The organism is Kineosporia succinea (assembly GCF_030811555.1).
Lineage (GTDB): Bacteria > Actinomycetota > Actinomycetes > Actinomycetales > Kineosporiaceae > Kineosporia > Kineosporia succinea.
The window spans coordinates 7,611,084-7,632,404 of sequence record NZ_JAUSQZ010000001.1 but is presented as its reverse complement, the minus strand read 5'-3'; the positions used below and the strand labels follow the sequence as shown (position 1 = coordinate 7,632,404).

General features: G+C 71.4%; 14 protein-coding genes. 4 read left to right on the top strand and 10 right to left on the bottom strand.

The window, feature by feature from the left end; genetic code table 11:
* A complete protein-coding gene (locus J2S57_RS33560) occupies positions 1-6,543 on the bottom strand; it encodes a hypothetical protein (protein WP_307250314.1) in 6,543 nt (2,180 codons plus the stop codon).
* 251 nt (positions 6,544-6,794) lie between these two features.
* Here J2S57_RS33560 and J2S57_RS33555 point away from each other — a divergent pair, with 251 nt between their 5' ends.
* A complete protein-coding gene (locus tag J2S57_RS33555; RefSeq protein ID WP_307250312.1) occupies positions 6,795-8,213 on the top strand; it encodes an RICIN domain-containing protein in 1,419 nt (472 codons plus the stop codon).
* A 54-nt stretch (positions 8,214-8,267) separates the two neighbouring features.
* Here J2S57_RS33555 and J2S57_RS33550 read toward each other — a convergent pair whose 3' ends face one another.
* Both J2S57_RS33550 and J2S57_RS33545 read right to left on the bottom strand, forming a co-directional pair.
* Positions 8,268-8,585, bottom strand: coding sequence for a hypothetical protein (locus tag J2S57_RS33550; RefSeq protein ID WP_307250310.1), 318 nt, complete (start codon positions 8,583-8,585; stop codon positions 8,268-8,270).
* Between the two features lie 258 nt (positions 8,586-8,843).
* Positions 8,844-9,413 carry a ricin-type beta-trefoil lectin domain protein gene (locus tag J2S57_RS33545; RefSeq protein WP_307250308.1) on the bottom strand — a complete coding sequence of 190 codons (570 nt, stop codon included), beginning with the start codon at positions 9,411-9,413 and terminating at the stop codon, positions 8,844-8,846.
* A 171-nt stretch (positions 9,414-9,584) separates the two neighbouring features.
* On the opposite strand from J2S57_RS33545, the gene J2S57_RS33540 reads away from it, so the two are divergent.
* Positions 9,585-10,460 carry an alpha/beta fold hydrolase gene (locus J2S57_RS33540; RefSeq protein ID WP_307250305.1) on the top strand — a complete coding sequence of 292 codons (876 nt, stop codon included), beginning with the start codon at positions 9,585-9,587 and terminating at the stop codon, positions 10,458-10,460.
* A gap of 76 nt (positions 10,461-10,536) precedes the next feature.
* Here the strand turns inward: J2S57_RS33540 and J2S57_RS33535 are convergent, their stop codons facing one another.
* Positions 10,537-11,418: an alpha/beta fold hydrolase gene (locus J2S57_RS33535; protein WP_307250303.1), complete on the bottom strand. Its 882-nt coding sequence runs from the start codon at positions 11,416-11,418 to the stop codon at positions 10,537-10,539.
* 73 nt (positions 11,419-11,491) lie between these two features.
* The gene (locus J2S57_RS33530; protein ID WP_307250301.1) at positions 11,492-12,109 is read right to left on the bottom strand and encodes a TetR/AcrR family transcriptional regulator; all 618 of its coding nucleotides are present in this window, start codon (positions 12,107-12,109) and stop codon (positions 11,492-11,494) included.
* A gap of 162 nt (positions 12,110-12,271) precedes the next feature.
* Here J2S57_RS33530 and J2S57_RS33525 point away from each other — a divergent pair, with 162 nt between their 5' ends.
* A complete protein-coding gene (locus J2S57_RS33525; RefSeq protein ID WP_307250299.1) occupies positions 12,272-15,424 on the top strand; it encodes an ATP-binding protein in 3,153 nt (1,050 codons plus the stop codon).
* A gap of 46 nt (positions 15,425-15,470) precedes the next feature.
* Here the strand turns inward: J2S57_RS33525 and J2S57_RS33520 are convergent, their stop codons facing one another.
* The 3 genes from J2S57_RS33520 to J2S57_RS33510 all read right to left on the bottom strand — a co-directional run bounded on the left by J2S57_RS33520 (position 15,471) and on the right by J2S57_RS33510 (position 17,739).
* The gene (locus J2S57_RS33520; RefSeq protein ID WP_307250297.1) at positions 15,471-16,373 is read right to left on the bottom strand and encodes a serine/threonine-protein kinase; all 903 of its coding nucleotides are present in this window, start codon (positions 16,371-16,373) and stop codon (positions 15,471-15,473) included.
* A gap of 165 nt (positions 16,374-16,538) precedes the next feature.
* Positions 16,539-16,964, bottom strand: a complete 426-nt coding sequence (locus J2S57_RS33515) for a peptidase inhibitor family I36 protein (RefSeq protein ID WP_307250295.1) — start codon at positions 16,962-16,964, stop codon at positions 16,539-16,541.
* A gap of 94 nt (positions 16,965-17,058) precedes the next feature.
* Positions 17,059-17,739: an alpha/beta fold hydrolase gene (locus J2S57_RS33510; protein ID WP_307250293.1), complete on the bottom strand. Its 681-nt coding sequence runs from the start codon at positions 17,737-17,739 to the stop codon at positions 17,059-17,061.
* 127 nt (positions 17,740-17,866) lie between these two features.
* On the opposite strand from J2S57_RS33510, the gene J2S57_RS33505 reads away from it, so the two are divergent.
* Positions 17,867-18,781: an alpha/beta fold hydrolase gene (locus J2S57_RS33505; protein WP_370882528.1), complete on the top strand. Its 915-nt coding sequence runs from the start codon at positions 17,867-17,869 to the stop codon at positions 18,779-18,781.
* A gap of 41 nt (positions 18,782-18,822) precedes the next feature.
* On the opposite strand, the gene J2S57_RS33500 is transcribed toward J2S57_RS33505, so the two are convergent.
* The gene (locus J2S57_RS33500; protein ID WP_307250289.1) at positions 18,823-20,106 is read right to left on the bottom strand and encodes a glycoside hydrolase family 26 protein; all 1,284 of its coding nucleotides are present in this window, start codon (positions 20,104-20,106) and stop codon (positions 18,823-18,825) included.
* Between the two features lie 88 nt (positions 20,107-20,194).
* On the bottom strand, positions 20,195-21,274 hold the full coding sequence (locus J2S57_RS33495; protein ID WP_307250287.1) for a trypsin-like serine peptidase: 1,080 nt from the start codon (positions 21,272-21,274) through the stop codon (positions 20,195-20,197).
* Positions 21,275-21,321: the final 47 nt, after the last annotated feature.

Sequence of the window (21,321 nt, the reverse complement as noted above, 5' to 3'; positions counted from 1 at the left end):
TCAGTCCGGGCAGTGGACGAGGATGAGCCGGAGTTCTTTGATCTTGCTTTCCCAGTCGCTGTTCCGGGTCCGGAGGTCGTGCAGCCGGAAGAGCCAGGCGACCTTCTGCGCCCCGCCCGGCCGGTGCCGGGTCATCAGCGCCGGCACGTCGACGGGCCGGCCGGCCAGGTGCTCGAGCAGGGCCAGGCTCATGGCCTCGTCGAAGGCCGTGAGTTCAGGTCGCCGGCCCAGGCGCAGGACCTCGTGCCGGGCTATGGACAGGAGATCCGGTCTCCCGGCGAATCCGTGCGTCAGGGCCGACAGGATCGACTGCAGGGCCGGGGCGTCGATCCGGGGGATCTGCAGGTGCAGGTCGTCGACCGCCTCTTCGAGCAGCTCGTGCAGCGATCGTCCGTTCGGCAACGCGGCGCCCCGGGTCCGGAGGTGGTGGGCGACGACCGGGACGACCTCGCTGCGCAGGAAGGCGGCCTCCGGGCCCGGGGCCCCGCTCAGATCCGCGCCGAACAGGCTGACCCGTCCCACGAGACCGGTCGCCTCGGCGAGGAGCTCGTCGCGCGAGGTACCCGCCTCGAGCGAGCTCAGGGCGTCGTGGGCAGCCCGGGCCGGGCCGTCTCGCCAGGCCGCCCGGGCGGTCACGATGCCCTCGGGTGACAATCGCGGACCCGGCAGCTGCGCGGCCCGGTGCGTGGGCGGGGTCTCGGTGGTGCGCAGCGTCATCCGGGACGGCACCCAGCGGGTCGTGCCCCCGGGACCCACGACCTCGAACACGGCCACCACGTCCACCCGGTGACCGTCGAAGGCTCCCGCCGCGCCGGCGGCGGAGCCGAAGCGCAGCACGTCGCGCAGCTGGGTGCCGTACGCCGAGGCGTTCCCGCCGCCGTCGGTGCTGCCGATGAGCGGGACCGAGCCGCCCAGGTCGGCGGCGTTGACGGTGCCGGAAGGGGCGAAGGTCAGGTTCCGGCTGACGGACGTGGCAGCGGTGCTGGTGCGGATCTCGTTGTCGACGCGGATGTCGTCGATCGCGATCTTCTGGCCGGTGAGGTCGACCACCGGGGCGTAGAGGGTCAGCCGGATCTGCACCGGGGCGCTGCGCGCCGAGACGAGGGGTGCGGTCGCGGCCCCGCTGAGCAGCGTCAGCGCTCCGCTCTGGATCAGCCGGTTCAGCCGGATGAACATGCCCTCGGCCGATTTCGAGGTGGGCGGGAAGAGGTCGCGCCAGTGGTCGGGCGCGACCTGCCGGACGGCCTCGCCCAGCCGGTCGATGTCGGGCACGTCGTAGACGTGGACCGGGCGGACCGGCCGCCAGACGTCGGCGGTCGTGAGATCCAGGGGGCCGGTGCCCACGGTGACCGCGACGTGATCGGCCGGGGATGCGCCGGGCTCGGCGGGTACGGAGGGCAGGGGGATCGGGTCCGCCGTGAGGATCTCGCCCAGACGCCAGGGCGCGGGGACCTGGGTGTCCTCCGGTCCCAGACGCAGGTCGGCCTCGCTGGCCTGGAACCGGACGCTGATCCGGGCCTCGACCCGGATCGGCTCGGGCGTGGCCGCCTCGGGAGCCGCGGTGACGGCGGTGACCGTGGTGACGACCGGGGCGCCGGTGGCGAGCGCGGCCAGCCTCCGCAGCGCCTGGTGCAGGACGTCGACGACCACGGCCACGTAGCCCCAGGTCATGAGCAGCACCAGGGCGCGCCGGAGGGCGATCAGCGCGTGACCGTAGGCCGGCTCGATGGTGACCTCGCCCCGGATCTGGCCGGCGAAGGTCGTCTCCATCGACTCCATGGAGCGTGTCCAGGTGCGAGTCTCACGGGTGGACGTGGCCGAGGTGGCCACGCTGTTGCGGGAGGCCGAGGTCAGCGTGGGCGTCAGCTCGGCCGCCCGGACGTTCCCGGCGGGCTGCAGGTCCACCTGGCTGGTGCGGAAACTGGTGTCGGTGATCCGGGTCCGTCCCGGCGTCCGCCCGGGCAGGGCCGTGCCCAGCGCGCTGATGTGGGAGATGACGTTGTCCACGCCGCCGGTGGCGACGCGGCGGGCCCGGGCCGCCTCCAGCTCCGCCGGGGCGACGTGCAGGTGCAGCTTGATGCTGACGATCCGGGGCCAGCCCCAGTACCGGTGGACGGCCTTGAACTGAACGTGGCCCTGGGGGCCGTGATTCATCAGGGTGCGCCGCCCGAGCGAGCTGCTGTTCTCGTTGACCAGGCCCAGCAGGCCGGGCATGAACGCGCTCGTCCCCGGGGTCACGATGCCCGGGGCCAGCCTCTCCAGGGCGGCGACGATCTCGTTCTGGAGCGCGTCGCGCCCCCGGTCCAGGGTCACCTCGGTCACGGTGCCGAACCCGAGCTGCCCGTGGCTCCGGCGGAAGGGCAGTGGCAGCGGGAGGTCGGCGACGGGCGGGGTCAGGGTCTCCGTGAGGGTCTCGTCCTGGGCGACGGCCAGGTTCGCCAGCCGTGGATGGTTGTGCAGATCGTTGTCGGTGAGAAGGAACTGGACCCCGTTCGGCAGATTGACCGCCAGCTCGGCCAGGGGCTCGGCGCCCCGGCCCACCAGGTTGGTGGCGAACTGCTGGGTGCCCCGGCGGATCGACACCACGAACACCGCCGTGGCGTTGAACGGGTGCATCCTGATCGAGTCCTCCACCGTCACCCGCATCTCGCTGGTGTTGTCCACGGTCTGCTCCGCGTGGGTCGAGCCCGACCCGCGCACCAGCTGGCCGCCGGGGGCGGACCCGGCCGGCCCCTGCCCCTGCGCCCGGAGGGATCCCTGGAGGGAACTCGACGTGCTGACGCCCTCGCTGTGACCGGTGGTGGACTGCAACCAGCGCTCCCCGTCCATCGTGGGTGTGCGCGGCTGGGCCTTCACTCCCGTCAGGTAGCCCCTGACCTCGAGGACGACGTCCTGGCCGGCCCAGATGCCGGAGGTCGCCACCCCCTCGACGACGTAGGAGTCGCGCAGGATGCGCAGGGCGTGGGCGTGCAGGTGCTCGGCCGACAGAGCGCTGTGCAGAACGCCGTTGGCGTGCGACGAGGCCCGGGTCAGGTTCTCACCCACGATCGCCCGGGCGATCGTGGCCGGCCCGGCGGCCAGGACCTCCCAGGCGGCCCGGAACCAGCCGCCGATCACGCCCAGCGCGGTGCGGGGAACCCGTACGACAGCGGCTCCCGGGCCGGCCGGGACCACGTCGCCCGCCGGGACGGCCTCGGCGGCACCCGGCAGCACCTGGGCCGGGACCGCCGCGTCCGGCGGCCGGAGCGTCCCGAAGTTCTCGCGCACCAGGTTCTGCAGGGCCCCGCTGCCCTCGATCCATTCGATCAGGGCGGTTTCCGGCAGCAGGATCTGGCCCTCCCCGGTGAGCCGCACCCGGTCCTCGGGGGTCACCGTCCGCGTCGCCGGCCGCGCGGGCCGGGGCTCCGTGGAGGCCTGGGTCAGCAGCCGGAAGTCGGGCACGGCCAGGGTCATCCGGCCGGGCGCGGGCCCGAGATCCCGCTGTGGGCCGAAGGATCCGGTGACCGTCAGGGTGTGGGTGACCGGCACGTCGAACTGGGTGGTGCCCTGACTCGTCGGGCTCAGCAGGTAGTACTCGTGGCCGGTCCCCACGCTGGAACCGCTGAGGTACGAGGTGGCGCTGCTGCCGCCGACGCCGCCGCCCACGACGGCGCCGTCGGTGTAGTGCGGGTTCGCACCGGGGGTCAGATGACCACCGGACTGCCCGGAGACGTTCGCCTCGACGGTCGCGGCCGCGGGGGTGACGGACGACTGCCACTCCCCGGGGGTGCTCGAGGCGACGAAGTTCAGGGTCTGGACGCCGGGCAGCCGGAGTCCCTGGGTCACGCCGGCCTCGTCACCGCCGGGCTGGTAGCTGCGGCTGGTGTGCAGAGTGGCGGAGATCCGTTCCACGCCGCTGCGGGTGGGCTTCTCGAACGTGAACAGCGCTCCACCGGCGATCGCGTTGTCGACCGACGCGCGCAGCCCGGCCCGGCCCCGGAGCCGGTTCATCTCGCGGACGTTGGCCAGCCGGGCCCGGTCGAGGGTTTCCTGGTGGACCGCCAGGCGGGTGAGCGGGTTGTCGGCCAGCATCTCCAGCGCGTTCGCCACGTGGGTGCCGGGTTCCTGCGGCACGGGCAGGTATCCCTGCTCCCGCAGGAGGGTCTCCAGCTCACGGGCCAGACCGTCGACGCCCGTGACCCGGGTGGTCGTGGTGCTCAGCCCCAGGACCCGCAGGTGCAGCAGTTCCGGCGGAAGGTGCCGGGCCGGCGTCTCGGCCGTGTTCACGAGGGCGTCGTTCGAGGGGATCTGGAGGTTGACCGGGTACGACGCGTTCGGCAACCGGGAGGTCGCCACCGGGAGCAGGGGGGCCCCGGCCGGGCGCACGAGTTCGGCCTGCAGCCGGAAGGTCCCGGCGCTGCGCTGGGTCGGGCCCGCGGCCCGCAGGGAGCGGACGAGTTTGGTGCTGCCGCCGCTGATGAGCGTGTGCTCCGACCGGTACGCCACGGACGCACCGGCCGAGGCGCGGACGTCGGCCACCGGGGACAGGCCGTTGCGGAGCCCGAGGACGAGGCTCAGGGCGAACGACACGGCGTTGGACACGGTCACCGACAGCTGGGCGCGGGAAACACTGACGAGATAGGTCTCGACGACCCCGTTCTCCAGGTTCGGCCCGGCCGGCTGGAGGTTCTCCTCGAGCGGGGTCGAGAAATGCAGGAATCCCAGGGCCGATCCGGTACTGCTCCGCAGATCGGTGGTGGGCATGCCGTCACCGAAGGCGAGGTGCGGGAAGTTGGCCTTGACGTCGTCGGCGGACAGGAAGTCCTTCAGGTCGGCGAGCGAGTCCGGGTGCAGGTCGGCGAGGACGGGGAAGGCGGCCAGGACGTCCTCGACCAGCCGGTGCGCGGAGGGCACGTCCTCGACGCCGACCACCGGTGCGTGCTCGAGAATGCCGCGAACGGCCGGGTCGGGCCGGGTCGGGGCGAGCGCCGCCTCACCCCGGGCGACGGTGCTCTGGGACCGGGGGAACCAGACCCGCAGGCGCTCGCCCCGCACCCCCTCGCGCAGCGGCAACCGGGTCCAGGTGTGGTCGGAACCGGTCTCCAGCAGCCGGAACTCCCAGTTCATCGTGTAGTCGAAGACGTACGAGGGCTCCCGGCTGCGCAGGATCGTGTAGGCGGAGACCCCGCTGCCGGCGGTCACGATCCGGCTGAGCTGGTTGACGACCACCCGCACGAGGCCGTTGAGCGAGATCCGGCCGATCCCGTACCGGTCGAGGTCCCAGTGCCCGGAGGTCGCGAGGCCGCCGGTCCGCAGGTCGCTGCTGCTCGCGCTCGAGAGCTTCTCCGGCGAGGAGAAGGCCCAGCGTTGCAGCTGCACCGCCTGGCCGGACAGGCGTCCGGCCGCGTCGTTCTCCTCGACGGCCGCGGGGTCACTCGCGCGCAGGCGCAGGGCCAGCGCCGGGCCGGCGCCCGGCACCCGCGTCAGCGGGATCTCGAAACCGGCCTCCGAGCGCAGCTCTTCCCCGGCGGTGCTCAGCAGGCGGCTGTCGAGGATCGCGTGCAGACGGGTCCCGAAGGCTTCCAGCCCGACGTGACCGGCCGGGTGCGGGTTCGTGCGCATCGCCTCGAGCAGGCCGTCGCGCATCGAGGCGACCAGCGCGTCCGACAGCGGCCGGATGTTCACGAGCGGGTGGGAGCGCTCGAGGAAGTGCGGCTCGGCGCCGGGGTCCAGGGGCGGCCCGAAGTGCTCGACCTCGTCGGTCACGGGAGGGGGAACGGTGGACGCGGGGACGCCGGCGCCCAGTGGCACCATCTCGTGGATCTCGGGTGGGGTCGCGGACCCGGAGGAGGCCGACCCGCCGGCCAGACCGGAGGGCCTGAGATCGAGCGCCGCGACCGCCCGGTCCAGTGTCGTCCGGGCGGTCGTGAGGTCTCCGGACGACGACGCGGCCCCGGGAAGGAGCATCGCCACGATCGGCACCAGGGAGCGACCCGGCATCCCCATCACGCCCCCGGGGGCGACGAGCGCACGGTTGACCAGCGTGGTCGCCGTCTGAGTGCGGTCGGCGCGCTCGCCGGGCCCGAGTTCCCCGAGCCGCGCGGAGGCGACTTCACTCGTGCGGGTCAGCCACCGCGTCCGCAAGGCCTGCTGGAGCGACGGTTTCGATTCGAGGCCCAGCTCCCGTTCCAGGGCGTCCAGGCCGATCCCGTCGCCGGGGCCCGGATCGGACCTCTGATCGAAAAGGGTTTCGTAGTAACGACTCGTGTCGGCGTCGTGACCCCAGGTGCCGAACTCGATCGCGGTCGTGATCCAGCTGCTGGTGCGCCGCCGCAGGTCCTCGTACCGCGCGACCCGTGCGCCCGGCTCGGAGTGGGTCAGCTCCTGCGCGGCCGAGCGGAAGGCCTCGGTCGCCGTCCGGGCGATCGCCGGGCGCATTCCGAGCCCTTGCAGGAGCTCGAGCAGGCTGCCGGTGTCGGCGGCGATCCGCGCTCCCGACAGCTCACCGGCCTCGTCGACGACGCCGAGTCGCTGGGGGAAGCACCAGTCGCTCAAGGGCGGCATCAGATCTCCCGGCTCGGATGGTGAGCACGATGGATCGTCACCGTTGACGTCTGATTGACAGGTCACGCACGACGGCGCGGCGGGTTCGACGCCGGAACCGGACGGTCCGGCAATCGAACGTCAATGCCGGTCCGGCAGGCTCGGCGCGCATGCGCCCGGGCCGACGGCACGGACAGGTCCACGCCCGGCGGGCCCGGCCCGGCGCTCGTTCCGGGATCATCTCTTGAGAAACATGTTTCAGTGGAGCCCACGTGAAGACCGAGCAGGACGAGCCGACCCCGCCGAAGACCCCCGCCGGTGGTGAGGGGGCCTCGGGGCCCGGCTCGGGAGAAGGACCGGAACCGCGGCCTGAAGTCGGGCCGGGGCCCGAAGCCGGGGCCCGGGTCGGGGCCGGGCCGGGAGGCGGTGCTGGGCCGGGGGACGGTGCTGGGCCGGGGGACGGTGCTGGGCCGGGGGACGGTGCTGGGCCGGGGGACGGTGCTGGGCCGGGAGACGGTGCTGGGCCGGGAGACGAGGCCGGGTCGGGAGACGGGGCTGGGCCGGAGTCCGGGGTCGAGCCGGCGCCCAGGGGTGAGCCCGGGCCCGAGGTCGAGCCAGGGGCGGGGCCGGACCGGGAGCCGCCCTCCGAACCTGGTTCCGGGCCGGGAACCTCGGACTACGACGAGGTCCTGACCTCGTGGAGCCGCTCCGCCCTGGTGCGCCGGCCCTGGGTGCACGTGCCGACCCGAGGGCTCCAGGGCCTGGCTGTCCTCGGACTCGGCCTGGTGGTGGCGTGCGGGACGCTGGTCGGGGGCGTCCAGGGAGTGCGGGCGGCCGCCTCTGCGCTCGGGGCAGACGACTCGTCCACTGCCGTGGCCGGGCCCGCTCCGGTCGGGGGCAAGGGCACTCCCGGCGTCTCCGCCACCGCGGGCGTCTCGGCCGCACCGGGTTCACCGGCACCCGGGAAGAACGGCCCGGCCGGTTCCTCGCAGCTGCAGCCGGTGCCGGCGGGCGACAACCGCACCGCGCCGGCCCCGGCCGGGGGCGGTGGGCAGACGGGCAGCGGTCAGAGCGCCCAGGGTCAGAAACCCCAGAGCCAGAACACCCAGGCTCAGAACCCCCAGGGCCAGAACGCCCAGGACGACGCCACCTCGGGTCAGTCCACGCAGAGCCAGAGCTCCAGCACTCAGCCGGCTGCCGCCGCCGCCCGCACCAGCACCACGACGGCCGCGGGCCCGGTGTACAAGACGGTCGGCGTGATCCGGAACCTGATGACGCACTACTGCGCCGACCTGCCCGGCCGCACCGGGTCGGTCGCCGAGAACGCCCTGGTCGCGCAGTACACCTGCGACGGTTCCACCAACGACAACCAGGTCTATCAGACGGTCACCCAGGCCGACGGCACCTTCCTGCTGCGCAACCTGAGGTCGGGCTGGTGCCTGGACGTCAACGGTGGCGGGGCCGTGGCCAAGGGCACGGTGGTGAACACCCACAAGTGCCTGCTGGGCAGCTCCGACAACCAGATGTTCCGCAAGGAGGCCCACGGCAGCGGGTTCTTCCTGGTGAACGTGAAAAGCAACCTGTGCCTGAACGTCTCGAACCCGGACGGCGTCGACAACAAGGTGCTCGGGATGCGTCTGACGCTCTTCCCGTGCTCCACGAACGACGACCACATCTGGGTCTTCGGGTGAACATGCCGAAAGGGCCGCTCCCGCACGGGGGAGCGGCCCTTCGGGGTGGAAAGCCTAGATGTAGATGGCCTTCGCGCTGACGTTGCTGTTCCAGGCCGTGGCGTAGGAGTAGACGTTGTCCCGGTAGACGAGGATCGCCTCGGCCAGGCCACCGGTGTCCAGGTAGGCCGACCAGCAGTGCCCACGCGGGATCACGGGGGTGGTCCAGTTGTACCGGCTGGGAAAGATCAGGTAGCCGGAACTGACGTTCTGGACGCAGAACAGCACGGTGTTGGTGGCCGCCTGGGCGGGCGGGCCCGCCGAGACGAGGAGACCGGCGGTGGCGAGAACGCCGACGGCTGCCGCCACTGCCTTCTTCTTGATCCTGGTCATGATCACCTGGCTCCGATCGTGGCTGGGGACGAACGCACGAGGCGCCCGGGAGCGGTGGAACGGGCCGGCCGGCGCCGCACCGTGCGGTCGGCCCCGCTCCCGGGGGCGGCCCGGGCCGAGGAGGGAACCGGGCTGAGGCGATTCGACCAGGAAAGAATGGAAAAGTACTGAGCGGCGCCATGATCCGGAACGGAACCGGTGAAGCGGATGTTCAGACGCGAGAGGGCCGCTCCCGCAACGGGAGCGGCCCTCTCCGGGTCAGCGCGCCTTGACGCTGAAGAAGCTCATCGACTCCTTGTCGATGTTCGCCACGCGCAGCTTGCGCTTGTCGGCCTTGAGGTAGCCCCACTCGCCGGCGATGGCGAAGTTCTTGCCGTTCGGCTCGAAACTGAAGCGCTGGTTGGTCTTCTTGCTGTTGCAGACCACGACGTTGACCTTGCCGTTCGTCTTCTGCTGCAGGCAGTAGGCCTTGGCGCCCTCGCTGTCGTTGATGCTCTTGATCGTGTACGTGGTGGCCTTGCTGCTGCCGACCTTCTTGAGCACGAACGAGGTGCCGTCGGCCGAGAGGCCGTTGGACTTGGTGGGCTTGGAGCGGGACAGGTCGGCCGAGCCGTTGCCGCGCACGGTGAGCAGGCGGTCCTTGCCCTGGTACTTCGTCGCCTTGATCACCACGGTCTTGCCAGCCAGCGGCTTGGCCGCGGCGGCCGAGTACGACTGGCCGGAAGCCTGGGCCGGTCCGGTGGCCAGAAGTACCCCGGCGGCGACGGCGGGCACACCCGCGAGAACGGCGACGGTCTTCGCCCGGCGGGAAAGTCGACCCGGGAACATGTTTCCTCCTGAAGGGGCATGGGGAGATCCAGTGCTGCGCTTACCTGCGAAGACTGGGTCAGCGGGGTTGATGATTCGTTGCTGGCCGGTCCCGTTCGCCGGAGTAACGGTGAACTTCCAGTGGATTCGGCGTCCACACGCCGTCCAGCGATCGTTGTCAGGATGCGGGTCATGACGCAGATCCATCACCGTTTCGCCGAGGTCGGCGGTAGGGCGCTCTACTACCGCGAGGCGGGTCCGGCCGGTGCGCCGGTGATCGTGCTGCTCCACGGTTTCCCGGCCAGCTCGTTCATGTTCCGCCGGCTGATCCCGCTGCTGGCCGACCGCTGGCACGTCATCGCCCCCGACCTGCTGGGCTTCGGCCACTCCGACATGCCGCCGGTGACCGAGTTCCCCTACAGCTTCGAGGCGCTCACCGATCTCACCCAGGATCTGCTGCGGCAGCTCGGGGTTCGGCGGTTCGCGATGTACGTGCAGGACTACGGCGCCCCGGTCGGCTGGCGGCTGGCCCTGCGCGACCCGGAGGCGGTGACCGCGATCGTCACCCAGAGCGGCAACGCCTACGAAGAGGGCATGAACGAGGCTTTTTTCGAGACCCAGCGAGGGTACTGGAAGGAACAGACCCCCGAGACCGAGGCAGTGGCCCGGCAGGCCCTGACCCTGGAGGCGACGCGCTGGCAGTACGTGACCGGCGTCGCCGACTCCTCGGTGGTCGACCCGGACACCTGGGAGGGCGACTACGGGCTGCTCACCCGGCCGGGCAACGACCTGGTGCAGCTACGGCTCTTCGCCGACTACGCCACCAACGTCGAACTGTATCCGCGGGTGCAGCAGTACTTCAGGGACAGCCAGGTGCCGTTGCTCGCGGTCTGGGGCCGTCACGACCCGGTTTTCGACCCGGTCGGGGCGCAGGCTTTCGTGAGAGACCTTCCCCGGGCCGAGGTGCACCTGCTCGAGGGCGGGCACTTCCTGCTCGAGAGCGCGCTCGACGAGGTGGCGTCGATCGTGCGGGAGTTCCTGGCCGAGCACCTGGATCGTCGTCGGTGAGTACCGCGAGACCCCAGGGTGGACGCGTCGGTGCCCCGACGCGTCCACCCTGGGTTCGGTGGTGGTCCAGGGAGGTTCAGTTCAGGGCGGGTTCTTCGAGGTGCTGCTCGAGGAAGGCCTCGATGAGCGGCGTGACCTCGTCGAGAGCGCTCTCCAGCAGGAAGTGACCCCCGTCGAGCAGATGGATCTCGGCGTCGGGAAGGTCGGCGGTGAAGGCGAGCGCGCCGGCCGGGCCGAAGATCGGATCGCCCCGGCCCCAGACGGCCAGCAGCGGAACCTGATACGCCCGGAAGTACCGATGAACGCGGGGATACAGCGGTGGGTTGGAGGCGTAGTCGGCGAACAGGGCCAGCTGGATCAGGTCGTTGCCCGAGCGGGAGAGCAGGTGGTGGTCGTGGATCCAGGTGTTGGGATCGACCCGGGTCTCGTCGGCCACCCCGGTCAGGTACTGCCAGCGGGTCAGTTCCAGCGTCAGCGTCTCGCGCACCCCGGCCTCGGTGCGCGGGTTCGGCTGGAGCCAGTACTCCCGCAGCGCCGTGAAGAACTCCGGCTGCAGACCCTCGACGTACGCGTTGCCGTTCTGGCTGACCACTGCCAGCACCGCCTCCGGTGAGCGCAGCGCCAGGCGCCAGCCGACCTGGGCGCCGTGGCCCTGCACGAACAGGCCGTAGTGCTCGATGCGCAGCTGGGCGATCAGGGCCCGGGTGAGGTCGGCCAGGGCGTCGAACGAGTAGGTGAAGTCGTGGGTGGTGGGGGCGTCGGAGAGCCCGAAACCGAGGTGGTCGGGGGCGATCACGTGCCAGCGGTCCGCCAGCCGGGGGATGAGCTCACGGAACATCAGTGAGCTGGTCGGGAAGCCGTGAAGCAGGACCAGGGTGGGGCGTTCGCGGGCACCGGCCTCCCGGTAGAAGATCTGGTGGCCGTCGACCTGGGCGTACCGGTGGTGGGTGGTGACCATGGTCTGTGCTTCCTTCGACCGGTGGTGGGCAGTGCCTCGAACGTAGGCATCCGTTGTTGACGGGTTGTGGAGATCAGCTCTTGAGGATCGCGGCCATGACGCGTTCCAGGAGCCACTGCCGGGCCCGCTCGGTGCCCCAGCCGAAGGTGTCGGACGCGAGCACGAGCTGTGGGTGCCGGAAGTGGAAGTAGATGATCAGGGCCGCGTCGGCGACGGACAGGCCGTCGGCCAGGGCGTCGATGTCGGACAGGGCCTGGGTGACGGCCTGGAGGGCCTCGCGGTGGCGCTGCTCGCCGACGTCCATGAACTCGCGGGCGGGCGTCGAGCTGGCGGAGGCCAGTTCGAGGACCGTCATGATGTCGCCGGCCTCGGCGGCGTGCTCGATGTAGCCGTCGGCCAGCACCGCGAGGATGCCCGGGCCGGTGGGCTGGGCGATCGAGTCGGTGACCACCCGGGCGACCGTGGGGCTGGTGGACCAGACGTCCATCAGGGTCTGCAGCAGCCCTTCCTTGCCGCCGAGCTGGGCGTACACCGTGGCCGGGGAGACCTGGGCCTGCCGGGCGATGTCGGCGACCGTGGTCTGCTCGTATCCCTGCTCGAAGAACAGTTTTCGCGCAGCGTCGATCACGTCCTGCCGCGTCATCCGGGCGTACTCGTCGCGGCGGTTCCGGGGTGCTGTGCGGTCGGGCAACGCACGTCTCCGATCAGAAACTGACTGGAGTCTTACTCCAGTGACTATGGCTGGACTGGTACTCCAGCGAGTAGAGTGTACCCATAAGCTCCATTTCGGCATCTCCGATCTGGCCCGCAAAGGGGTCTTGACCTGGGTCGGGCCATTTCTAAGGGGTCAGAAATGACGGTGACTCAGTTTTCTGCTGACACCGACGGGCGGAGACCAGCGGCGGGCAGTGACGCACTGCGGTTGCAGGTTCTCGGCCCGTTACGGGTCTGGCGCGGTGAGACCGAACTCGAAACCGCGCCGCGCCAGCAGGCTTACCTGCTCGCTCTGCTCCTGGCCCGGGGAGGGCGCCCCACCGGCACCGGCGAGCTCATCGACCTGATCTGGGGCGAGGAGGCACCGGCCAGCGCTCTCAACGTCATCCACAAGTACATGGGGTCGCTGCGGCGTCTGCTCGAACCCGACCTGCCGCCCCGCGAGGCCGGGAAGTACCTGCTCAGCCGCCCCAACGGCTACCTCTGGGCGGGCGGCGCGGACGTGCTCGACCTGCTGCGGTTCCGGAAGCTGGCCGAGAGCGCCCGCGCTCAGGACGACCAGCAGACCGCGCTCGAGCACTACCTCGAGGCCCTCGAGCTGTGGACCGGCCCGGCCGGTGACGGGTGGGCCCACGGCCCGGTCGCCGCCCCGATCTTCGCCGGCCTCAACGACGAGTTCTTCCGGGTCTGCGTCGAGGCGAACGAGGCCGCGCTCGCGCTCGGCCAGGCCCACCGGGTGCTGCGGCCCCTGCACCGGGCCGCCGCGATGGCCCCGCTGCACGAGCCGGTCCTGGCCGGTCTGGTCTCGGCCCTGGGTGAGGCCGGCCACCAGGCCGAGGCCCTCACCCTGTTCGACGGGGTGCGCCGTCGTCTCGCCGAGCACCTCGGGATCGACCCGGGCCCGGCCCTGCGCGAGGCCCACCAGCGGGTGCTCGCACCGGCCCCCGCGGTGACGAGACCGGCCGTGGTCGCGCCGGTCGTGGTGTCCGGGCCCGGCGATCTGCTGGTGGGGCGCGAGCACGAGATCGAAGTGCTGGAGCGCGCTCTCGAGCCGGCCCTGGGCGGCCGGAACGCCGTCGTGCTGCTCGAGGGTGAGCCCGGCGCGGGCAAGAGCCGCCTCCTGGACGAGGTCGCGCACCGGGCGGGGCTGCGGGGCGCGGTGGTGGTGCGGGCGCACTGCCTGCCCGACGAGGGCACGCCCACGATGTGGCCCTGGGTCGAGACGGTCACCGAGCTGCTCGACACGCTGCCGCCCGCCGAGCGGGAGGAGTGGCTGGCCGGCGACCTCGGGCACCTGGTCGGCACCAGGAACCCGGCGGCGCCGCCGAGCCGTTTCCCTCTGCGCGAGCAGGTGCTCGACCTGATCGCCCGGTGGGCGGGTGAGCGTCCCGTCGTGCTGATGATCGACGACCTGCAGTGGGCCGACACCAGCTCCCTGCACCTGCTCGACCACGTCATCGCCCGGCTCCCGGCCGGCACCGCCCTGGTCGCCACCCTGCGCAACCGCGGCCCCGCCGCTCGTCTCGAGCTGGTGCGCACGCTCGCCGCGGCCAGCCGCACCGCCGGTCACCGGCGCGTCCTGGTCGGCCCGCTCGGTCCCGACGAGGTGGCCCGGCTGGTGCATCTGGAGACCGGGACCCGGCCCACCGCCGAGGTGGCGGCCCTCATCCACGCCCGCACCGCCGGGAACCCCTTCTTCGTGCGGGAACTGGCGCGGCTCCTGGCCTCCGACACCGTCATCACCCCGGAGACCGTGCTGGGCCGGGGCGTCCCGATGACCGTGCGCGACGTGGTGCGCGACCGGCTCACCGCCCTCGACCCGCCGGCCCGTGAGCTCCTGGAGATCGCCGCGCTGGTCGGGCGCAGCCTCGAGCTGCCGCTCCTGGCCCGGTCGGCGGCCCAGGACATGATCACCTGTCTCAACCACCTCGAGCCCCTGCGCCGCCTCGGCCTCGTCGACGCCAGCCCCGCCGACCCGTTCTCCTACCGCTTCACGCACGACCTGGTGCGTCAGGCCGTCGCCGAGGAACTCGCGCCCGCGCGGGCGGCCGGTCTGCACCGGCGCATCGCCGACGCCATCGAGCAGATCGGTCTGGACGACGAGTCCGTGCCCGAGCGCGTCGCCCACCACCTGTGGGCCGCGGGACCCCTGGCCGACCCGGCCACGACCGTCACCGCCCTGGTGCGGGCCGGGGCCCGGGCCGCCGCGAAGACCGCCCTGGCCGCCGCCGAACGTCACCTCGGCTCCGCGGTCGAGCTGGCCCGCCGTTCGTCGCTTCCCGAGCTCGAACTCGAGGCGCTGTCCCAGCTGATCGCCGTCGTCGGTATGCGCTCGATGTACGGGATGGCCTCGGCCAGCCTGCTGGAGCGGGCCGAGCAGGTGGCCCGGCAGCTGGGGCGCGAGCGGGAGGCCGCCGGATTCCTGTTCTCCCGCTGGACCGCTCACGGCCAGGCCCTCGAGCTGGACCGCAGCACCCCGCTGGCCCGGCGCCTCGACGAGCTGGGCCGCACCTCCGGCGACGAGGTGGTGCGGGCCTACGGCCAGGCCGCCGCCGGGATCCATGAGTGGTGCCTGGGCAACATCGGCTCCTCGTTCCGGCGGCTCAGCGCCCTCGGTGCCGCCCGTCCCACCGGCGACCCGGTGCGGGACGGGGTGCAGCTCATGTCCTCCGGCCTGTTCGCCGAGATCGCCGCGTACGCGGGGGAGACCTCGACGGCCCGGGCCCTGCTGACCGACCTGAACGCCGCGGCCGGTGACGACCCCTACGCCGTCACCGTCGCCACGTCCTTCGAGGCCCGTACCGCCGTGATCGTCGGCGATCCCGGGTGGGCCCTCCACGCCGCCGGGCGCGGGATCACCGCCGACCCGGACTTCTCGTTCCTGTCGCTGGGGACCTACCTGCGCCTGGCCCGGCACTGGGCGCTGGCGATGACCGGTGCGGACGCGGCCGGGGAGGCGGACGCGGCGGAGCGTCTCATCGCGACCCACCTGGCCGACCCGGTGCGCACCTGCGTGTCCACCTGGTACGGGTTGCTGGGGCAGATGCGCCTGGCGGCCGGTCAGACGAGCGAGGCGGGTGCGGCCCTGGACCGGGCGCACGAGTGCCTGGACCTCTACGGGCAGCGCTCCGCGGAGGGACTTCTCGTGCTGTTCCGGGCTCAGCTGGCCCGGGCCACCGGTGACCGCGCCGGGGCCCGGCACCACGCCCGCCGGGCGCGCACGGTGGCGCTGGGGCAGGAGGCGCACCTGTTCGTGCGCCGGGCCGAGCAGTTGCTCACCGAACTGGGGTGAGGCGAGGCAGGGGGCCGACCGGCCCCCTGCCTCCCGTCCTGCCTTCTCACCGGGCGGCGAGAGCTGCTTCCGGCGAAAGACGCCGGGCCGGTGCGATCGTGCGTGAGCGCCGCAACGCCACCAGGGCGGCCGGGGCGCTGACGCGGTGCTGGGGGTCCGGGTGCATCAGGGCCTCGATCACGGCGTGCAGCGGGCCGATCCGCCGCGCCGCCGCGGGGGTGGTCTCTTCGAAAGGGCTCTCGCCCGTGGCCGCCATGTACAGCGTCACTCCGAGCGCGTACAGGTCCGACGCCGTGCCGAACCGGCCCTCGGCGATGGACTCCGGGGCCAGCACCGACGGGCTGCCCTCGGCGATGCCGGTGATCACGGCGCAGTCGCCGCTGAGTTCCTGGGCCAGGCCGAAATCGGTGATCACCACGCGGCCGTCGTCGCACAGGTGCACGTTGGCCGGCTTCACGTCGCCGTGCACCAGGCCGCTGCTGTGCACCGCGCTCAGGGCCTCGAGCAGACGGATGCCCAGGTCCCGTACGCGGGCTGGGTCCAGCGGCCCGTCCTCGCGCACCACGGTGCCCAGGCAGCGGCCGGGCAGCAGCTCCATCACGATCCAGTCGCGGCCGTGCGAGGCGAGCACCACGTCGATGACCCGGACCACGCCGTGGTGGGTGATGCGCGCGGCGGCCCGGGCCTCCTGCAGGGCCGCGGCCCGGCCGCGGTCGCCGGTGAGCTCCTTCAGTGCCACGACGCGGTCGAGCAGCAGGTCGTACCCGGACCAGACCACGCCCATCCCGCCGGAGCCGAGGCGCGCGCCCAGCTCGTAGCGCCGGGCGACCATGCGGGTGGTGCGGCGGGGCGGCAGGGGGATCGGAAGGGCCGGGGGACGCGGCGGGCGGGCCTCGGGGACGAGGTGGCGGGCCTGCGGGGGGAGTGCGTTCGTGAGGGAGTGCGACACCAGGGGTCCTCCGAGGACGGGAGCTCGAAAAGGGGCCCGGAAAGGGGGCCCGGAATCCCGAGACTAGGCAACGCCTGTGGAGAAATTGTTCACTGCTGGGGAACGAGAAAGGAGCGGTGAACGGGCCTTTGAGGTCCGTCCCCCGCTCCTTCGGGGATGCCGTGCTCAGCAGGCGCTGGAGAGGAAGTCGTCCAGGTAGACCGCCGGGATCAGGGAGCCCTCCGCCGGCAGCGGATCCAGCCCTGGCGCCTGCTGCCGAGCCGAGATCACCCTGGTGACGGGCGAACTGGTGCCCGGTCCGGTCGACAGCGTGACCGCCCACGGGGTGAGGTTGCGGAACGACGACACGTGATTGTCCAGCGCGTTGCCGTTGTCGAACTTCTTGCCGCGGAAGTCCGCGTCGCACGGGGCGCCGCTGGCGAGCCGGGGCAGGATGTACCGGCCCCCACCGTAGTTGGCCTTCTCGTACATGCACATGTACCCCTCCGGGCACAGGGTATCGGCCTGCGCCTGCGAGGAGACGAGGACCGAAGCGGTGCCGGACAGCACCACGGCGGAGACGACGGCGGCGATCCGACCGACGAGTTTCATGCGTGACCTTTCGATGCGCGGGGGCCGGGCCGGCCGCTGGGGCGGCGGTGAACCCACGGCCCTGGACTTCAGCACTACGGGAGAACGAGTGACGTCACGCGCCGGCGGCCGCCCTGACCAGCTCGACCACGTGACCGGGCCGGGAGATGTAGGCGGCGTGACTCGCGGCCACCTCGCTCGTGGTGGCGCCGGCCCGGGCCGCCATACCGCGCTGCGCGTCCGGCGGGATGGTCTGGTCGTCGGAGGCCACCAGGTACCAGCTCGGCTTCACCCGCCAGGCCGGGTCGGTCACGGTGCCGGTCAGGGCCGCGACGCCCCACGGCACCTGCGAGTTCGCCAGGAAGCGGGCCTGCTCGGCGGGCAGGTCGGCCCCGAAAGCGGCCGGGAAACGGGCCTTGTCGATGCTCAGGTAGCCCTCGTCCGGGCCCTGGATCGGGCTGTCGGCCGGGGGCGTCCCGATCAGGGCGGCGACCGACTCGGCCTTGTCGGGGGCGAACGCGGCGACGTAGACGAGCGACGCCACCTTCTCGTGGTGACCGGCCACGGTGATCACGACGCCGCCGTAGGAGTGGCCCACCAGAACGGCCGGGCCGTCGAGCCGGTCGAGCACGTACTGGGTGGCGGCGACGTCACCGTCCAGGGACTCGGTGGGGTTCTGCACGATGTGCACGGCAAAACCCTCGGCCACGAGCTGGTCGTGCACGTCGCGCCAGCCGGAGCCGTCGACGAACGCGCCGTGCACCAGAACCACATTGCGAACGGTTGCTGTACTCACTGGATCTCCCTCGACCGTTGACCGATATGGCAGGAGCCTGAATCAGGGACGTTGACAGGTAGTTGATTCCTTGTGGATGAATACTTTTCACGGGGGCGGGGGTTGTCGCCCTTTCGGAGGCCCGGTTATGGTCGAAATCATTACCGACCCCCGATTCCGGAGTGTGTCCGTGTCTGTCCCCGTCATCCAGTACAAGACCGAGAACCTCGACGGCTTCGAGCTCTTCTATCGCGAGGCGGGGCCGGCCGACGCCCCGGTCGTGCTTCTGCTGCACGGCTTCCCCACCTCGTCGCACATGTTCCGCAACCTGATCCCGTTCCTGGCCGACAAGTTTCACGTCATCGCGCCCGACCTGCCGGGGTACGGCCAGAGCGCGGCGCCCGACCACACGCAGTTCGACTACACGTTCGACAACGCGGCCCTGTACGTGCAGAAGCTGCTGACCAGGCTCGGCGTGACCCGTTACGCCGTGAACGTTTTCGACTACGGCGCACCGACCGCGTGGCGTCTGGCCCTGGCCGATCCGGACGCGATCACCGCGCTGGTCGTGCAGAACGGCAACGCCTACGACGAAGGGCTCGACAACGACTTCTGGGCGCCGATCAAGCGGTACTGGGGCGACCGCACGCCGGAGAACCGGGAGGCCCTGCGCCGTCTGGTCACACTGGATCTCACCAGGTTCCAGTACACCGACGCGATGGCGCACCTCTCGCGGATCTCACCCGACAACTGGGTGATCGACCAGGCCCTGCTCGACCGGCCGGGCAACGACGAGATCCAGTTCGACTACTTCCTCGACTACGGCACCAACCCGCCGCTGTACCCCGCCGTCCAGGAGTGGCTGCGCACGAAGCAGCCGCCGACGCTGCTGGTGTGGGGCGAGCACGACACCATCTTCCCCGGCGCCGGCGCCCACCCCTACAAGCGCGACCTCGACGACCTCGAGTTCCACCTGTTCGACAGCGGCCACTTCCTGCTCGAAGACCGCCCCGACGAGGTGTTCCCGCTGATCCGCGACTTCCTGTCCCGCAAGATCGGCTGAGACGGATTGGGACGGCCCGGGTTCCGGGCCGTCCCGAGAGCCTACCCGCCGAACAGCTTGAGGAACTGCTTGCGGCTGTCCGGGAACGACGTGGTCAGGCTGTGCTCGCCGTACTCGGAGTTGAGGTTGAAGTAGTCGGCGTAGGCCACGTTGTTCGGTGCCCAGGTGATGTAGTCGTGCATGTACTTGATGAACTGCGGGTTGTCGGCGCCACCGGAGTGGTCGGCGTAGACGTCCCACAGCCCCCACTCGGGCAGTGAAACCGGTTTTCCCTGCTGCTTGGCGAAGTTCGTCCAGAACTCCAGACCCCGCGGCCCGCCGTAGATGTTCTCCTTCCAGGCCCGGCTCTGCAGGTCCTCCCGGCACGAGTCGTCACAGTTCCGCGGGTAGGGGTAGATGCCGCTGTGCAGGTCGTACACGTCCACACCGACGTAGTCCACGTATTCGCCGCCGGGGTAGTAGTCCTTGGCGTCGTAGGGGTTGAAGCCGTTGTTCGGGTTCCAGTCGAACTCGAACTGCTGGCCGTCCACCGAGCGCATCGCGTCGACGATCTGCCGGTAGAACGCGATGAACGTGCCCGGGTCGTCGATGCCCCAGGTCCACGACTTCAGGTTGAACTCCCAGCCGACGCGCAGAACGGCCTTGCTCTGGCCGTTCTCGACCAGGGTCTCGGCCAGCTGCACGAACTGGTCGTTGAACTTGCCCTGGGCCCCCTGCTCCATCGCGGCGACCTTCGTGGCGGCCATCGTGTCCGGGAGCATGGGCACCGCCATCACGATCCGGTAGCCACTGTCCTTCCACATGGTCACGTTCCGGCCCGGGTCGGCGATGTCGCTCCAGGTGGCGCGCTCACCGAACACCGTGGCGAACGTGAGATCCCGGCCCAGCCACTTCTCGAACGTCTGCGTGGCCTTCAGGTCGGTGCCGCTGAACAGGCCCAGACGGCCGTCGAGCGGACGCTGCAGGGCGTCGGACTGCCCGGCCGCCGAGACCGTCCCGGCCTGCGGGGTCTGCCTCTCGTGCTGCGACTGGCGCACGGTGCCCACCACGATCAGCGTCAGGCTGGCGAGAAGAGCCACCAGGGCCACGCTCTGGCGGGTGGTGAGGCGGAAACCGCGGCGTGCCGGGCGCCCTCGTCCGCGGAACTGGTGTCCGGGCTGGTCCTGGAGCCTCCGGCGCCGCCTTTTCGGGGCAGTCGCGCGGGTCTGGGGGTCCTGCGACGATCGGGTGACGGAATCGATGTCGGCCCAGGAGCCGTATTCCTGCGTCTTCAGGCCGCGCCCGGTCTCCCGGGGTTCCCCATCGGCATGGTCGTTCCAGCTCATACCCGAAGGATGCGCCGGGGACGTTGACGTCTCATTGCCTGACGTCACGGAAGAGTCCGCCGGGCGGGCCTTCTCGGGCCCGCCCGGCTCAGTTGTCGGCGTTGACCGCCTGGAACAGGGAGTTCACGCTGCCGCCGAAGAACGGGCCGTTGCTGTGCGCGGTGCTGCCCACGGGGCCCCACGATGTGATGGTCTTGAGATAGCCCCAGCCCTCGGCGTTGCTGTAGCTCTTCAGCCACGCCCCACCGGAGGCCCCACCGCCGAAGTTGCAGCCGTAGATGGTCGAGAACGTGTACCCCGAATCCGTGCGTGGCCCGGTGCTCCCGTAGCAGGCCTGCATGACGTTTCCGCTGCTGATGTTCCCCGGGTAGCCGAAGATGCTGACGTCGAAGGCGTACTCGCTGCCGCCGGTCACGATGCCGTGCCCGCCGACCGCGTCCACCAGCTTCTGGCCACCGGCGTTCAGGTAGGTGCTGACGAAGGCGACGTCCGAATTGAGGCCCCGGGGGGTAACTCCGTAGGTCACCCAGTCGGACAGCGTCTGGAAAGTCTTGGCCGAGAACGTGCCGTAGGGCCGGCTCCCGTTCTTGTACCCGGGCACGAAGACCCAGTTCTGGTGCCAGGTGCCGCCCGGCCCGGCGTGCATGCAGTGCCCGGCCGTGGACACGACCCGCTTCGAGCCGCTGTTGACGGCCGAACCCGAGCAGATGTAGTCCTTTCCGTCCTTGGCGTTGCGGTAGAAGATCTTTCCGTTCACGGGCGAGAAATTGGTGACGGGCGGTGCGGCCCGACCGGTCGGCGACGGTTCGGGGGACACGGGCTCGGAGAGCACGACCTCCGGGCCGGCGTCGGCCGCCGGCCTCCCGATCCGGGCGGCCTCGCGGGCGGGGAGCCGCGGGGTCCGGACCGGGGTCGCGTTCTTCATGCGCTCGGGGGTCCAGTAGTCCAGCACGCGCCGGTCGCCGCCGTTGCGGTCCAGAGCGGCCTGGTCGCGACGCTCACCCGCACGGGAGGGGAACACCGGGGCCGGGGCCGAGACGACCTCGTCCACCGGGCCTTCGGTGGTGGCGGCCGAGGCCGGGGTGGACGTGGACAGGGAGAGGGTGCCGGCGGCCAGGACGAGGACCGCACCGGTGACCCATCGCCTCGCTGCTGTGGAAGTGCTCATGCAACCCGACGTTAGGTGGCCGTACTGCATGAGCACTGGACAGCAGC